Source organism: Streptomyces rubellomurinus (assembly GCF_000961885.1).
In the GTDB taxonomy this organism is placed as follows: domain Bacteria; phylum Actinomycetota; class Actinomycetes; order Streptomycetales; family Streptomycetaceae; genus Kitasatospora; species Kitasatospora rubellomurina.
Window position 1 is genome coordinate 1 of record NZ_JZKH01000264.1, and the last position, 934, is coordinate 934.

Here is a 934-nt window from a genome sequence, read left to right on the forward strand (position 1 = left end):
AGCGGACGGCCTGGCGGACGTGGCGGACCCAGTACTCGGCGTCGAAGGCCTCGACCAGGGCGCCGGTGACGTTGGAGACCACCGGGATCTGCGGCTTCGTGTAGGTCAACTTCTGCGCGACTGCGCGGAATTCGTCCAGCATGGGCTCCATGCGGGGCGAGTGGAAGGCGTGCGAGACGCGCAGGCGGGTGGTCTTGCGGCCCTCGACCCTGGGCAGCCACTCCTCGGCGGCGTCCGCGTCGCCCGAGACGACGATCGCGGTGGGCGCGTTGATCGCGGCGATCTCCAGCCGGCCGTCGAACCCGGCCAGCGACTCGGCGACCTCGGCCTCGGTGGCCTGGACGGCGACCATGGCGCCGCCGGCGGGCAGCGCACCCATCAACCGGCCGCGCGCGACCACGAGTTCGGCGGCATCCGCGAGCGACAGCACGCCCGCGACGTGCGCGGCGGCGATCTCGCCGACCGAGTGCCCGACCAGGTAGTCGGCACGCAGGCCGAGCGACTCCGCCAGGCGGAACAGGGCGACCTCGACGGCGAACAGCGCGGCCTGGGTGAACTCGGTGGCGTTCAGCTCCTCGCCGCCGGCCGCGATCAACTCCCGCACCGGACGCCCCAGTCGGGGGTCGAGCTCGGCGCAGACCTCGCTCAGCGCCCGCTCGAACGCCGGGAAGGCGCCCGCGAGTTCCAGGCCCATGCCGGCCCGCTGCGAGCCCTGCCCGGTGAACAGGAACGCCGACTTGCCGCCGACCGCACCCGTCCCCGCCGTGACGGCCGACAGCCGCTCCAGCAGTTCCTCACGCCCCGAGGCCACCACGACCGCGCGCCGCTCCAGCAGCGCCCGGCTGGTCGTCGCCGAGAACGCCACGTCCGCGACCGAGAGTTCGGGCTTCGCCAGCAGGTGCGACCGCAGCCGCTCGGCCTGCGCCCGCAGCGC

Annotated in this window: 1 protein-coding gene; it reads right to left on the reverse strand. The window is 74.3% G+C overall.

Annotation, left to right across the window (positions count from 1 at the left end; genetic code table 11):
* Window positions 1-934 (reverse strand): acyltransferase domain-containing protein (locus VM95_RS37705; protein ID WP_045706012.1); only part of this gene is annotated, 934 nt, incomplete at both ends.